Here is a 3,048-nt window from a genome sequence, read left to right on the forward strand (position 1 = left end):
AATATAGGAACCAATGGAGGTGGAGAAATATCTTTAAGCTTTGATCCAATAACAGGAAAGCTTACTACAGATTTTAATCTTAATGCTTCCATATCAGGTGCAACCTTTAGATCTTTAATCTCTACTACTACAAGAAGATCTACCTTTATAGATAATGTTATGGGTAATTCTATGCAAAGCTTTGCTTTAGCTTCTTCAAGTAAATCTCAAAGCATTGCTATGTCTGAAAAGGGTAATTTATATGCAGATGCAAGTGATTATATAAAGAGTGATTTAAATAATGGAAGCTATGGTTCTAATAAAGAACATTCTTTATTCATCCTTCCTTATACTTCTTCACAGAATGTTGAACTTTCTTTAAATGAAGAAAGTAAAGGACACACTAAAGGAACCATTATAGGTTATTCTACTTTAAAAGACAGTGGAATATATGGTGTGTATGCAGGTTATGAAGATACAAAAATGGGTTCAACTTATTTTGATATTAATAATAGAACCTATTATGCAGGTTTAAAATACTTTAATACCTTATTTACTACAGAAAAAGGTCAAGAAGTTTATATCAAAGCTCAAGGTAAAGCTGCTTTGATTAAAAATGATTTAACTAAAAAAATAGGAAATAATGAAGCTAAAGCTGAACCTAATTCTTATGCTTATGGAGTCAATACAGCCTTAGGTATGAATTTTATTTCTAATAAAGATATATTCTCCCCTGAAATAGGTCTTGCTTATGAAGGAGGTTATACTGAAGCTTTTTCTATGAAAGATACTATAGGACAAGCAACAGTTAAAGGTGGAGAAAGAACCTATGCAAACTATTTAAATCTTTTCTCTACTAAAACAAGCTTTACTTGGTTTAGAGATTGGTTGCCTAATTTAAAAACTTCAGTAGAACTTGGAGCTAAGTTTAATATCAATCCTAAAACACAAGCTGAGGCTAGATTTGGAAGTGTAAAAGTAAGTGATGAGTTTTATTTACCAAGAATACAAAAATTTGTAAGTACTTCTTTTATCGTTCCTGTTAATGAAGCTTTCTATTTTAGTTTAAACTATAATGGAATGTTTGATAAAGATGGCAATACCCATACAGGATTTGCTCAGTTTAATTATCTTTGGTAATCTTATAAAAGATCATACCTTAGTTTAATTAGTTTACTCTCCTACTTGTTAAAAATTTCATCCTGATAATTTTAAAATTATTAGGATGGATGTTTTTATTGTATTTATTTTTTTATTTTTGTTTTATTATTTAATTTTATAAAAATATAATTATCTTTTTATGCAACTTATAAGATAATATTAGATTTTAATGTAACTATCAAGGAAAAATATGTTTGATAAAATTCATTATTATTATTTTAATGCTAATTATGAAAAATGTTTAAACTTGAGTGAGCAATTTTTAAAAGAAAGTCCAAAATTTGCTTTAGAATTTGCTACGCTTTCTTCTTATAAACTTTCTCTTTTTCAAAAAGCTTTATATTATGCTCAAGAGCTTTTTTCTTTAAATCCTACAAGTTTTAATGGTCTTATACTTGCTAAAAGCTATATTGAAAATTTAAGACTTGATGAAGCCTTGAATTTATTACAAACACTTTTAACTCGCAAAGATGATTTAGAAGATGAACTTAAGTTAGAATTGGCTTTTATTTATAAACTGAGTAATAAACTAGAAGAATCTGAACAAATTTTCAAAGAATTACTTTCTAAAGATATGTATAATCTTAATCTATGGAAAAATTATGCAGAAATTTATTTTAAACATGATTTTACCAAGGCATTAAATGCACATGAGCACTTGTGTCATTTTATGCAAGATTTGATTGATAAACTACAAAAAGGAATCATTGCTGAACAAACCAATCTTAATTTAATTAAACTCGAAGATAGGCTTCATAGTAAAACCAAAGAAAATCTTACTATTTCTAAAATAGAAGATTTTTTAACTCATCAAATTTTACCCCAAAAAGCATACTTGCTTTTTAAGCTTTTTAGAATATCTGATTCTTTAGAACTTTTTCAATCACTACAAGAAGCCAATCAACACCATGCACAGTTTTGGCAAAACTATGCTAAGGTCTTAGAATTTAATTCAAACTATCAAGAAGCTTATTATGCTTATAAAAAATGTCTTAGTTTGGATTCTCATGCAACCTATCAATTTGATTTGGCTTATCTTTTGATGCGTATGGGAGTGGATGATAATTTTGAAGAGGGTAAGAAATATTATGAAAGCAGATTATTTTATGCTCATAATGAAACTTTTTCTACTTATCATTATAATGAAAGCCTAAAAGCTTTTAATAAATTTGGCGTTGATGCTTTTAAAAATAAAGAAGTTTTAGTATTTTGCGAGCAAGGCTTTGGCGATACTATAATGTATGCAAGATGCTTAGAAAAACTTTGCAAAATCGCTTCAAAGGTTTTATTTGCTCCTCAAAGTGCCATGTATGAAATGTTTAAAAATCAAATCAAATTTTTAAATCAAAATGATGATATTTTTAAAAATGTAAAGGTTTTAAAAAATCTACCTACAAATTTTGATTATGCTATTCCTATTTGTTCTTTGCCTTTTTTTATTGATATTAAGCTTGATGAGATTTCACGATTAAAAACACCTATATTGCCACAGAAAAAACCGCATAATAAAAGAAAAAAACTTGGTATTTTTTACTCTACTCCTAATGCTGAAAATTCTGATTTATTAAGAAATGTAAAATTTGAATTTTTATTTGATGTATTAAAAGACTTAGATTATGAAATCATTTCTTTTCAAATGCAATTAAAAGAAGAATTGCCTAAGGTAATAGAAGATAGAAGCAAGCTTATAGAAAATTGGAATGATACTCTAAATTATTTATATGATATTGACTGTATGCTTAGTATTGATAGTGCTATAGCGCATTTAAGCTTAGCTATGGATATTCCTACTATAGTTCTTTTACATCCTAGATTTGATTGGCGTTGGGGAAAATTTGAAAATCCTAAAAGTTATTTTTGGCCAAAAGCAAAATGTTTTATCATAAAAGAACAAGAAGAAACAAAAAG

General features: G+C 27.2%; 2 protein-coding genes. Both read left to right on the top strand.

Annotated features, from left to right (window positions below; translation table 11 throughout):
* Nucleotides 1-1,119: autotransporter outer membrane beta-barrel domain-containing protein (locus AJ939_RS04555; RefSeq protein ID WP_148124047.1), on the top strand; the 1,119-nt coding region annotated here is incomplete at its 5' end.
* 211 nt (nucleotides 1,120-1,330) lie between these two features.
* A partial coding sequence (locus AJ939_RS04560) for a tetratricopeptide repeat protein (protein WP_070276180.1) occupies nucleotides 1,331-3,048 on the top strand: 1,718 nt, incomplete at its 3' end.

Origin of the sequence: Campylobacter sp. BCW_6889 (assembly GCF_001762535.1) — a bacterium.
Taxonomy (GTDB): Bacteria; Campylobacterota; Campylobacteria; order Campylobacterales; family Campylobacteraceae; genus Campylobacter_D; species Campylobacter_D jejuni.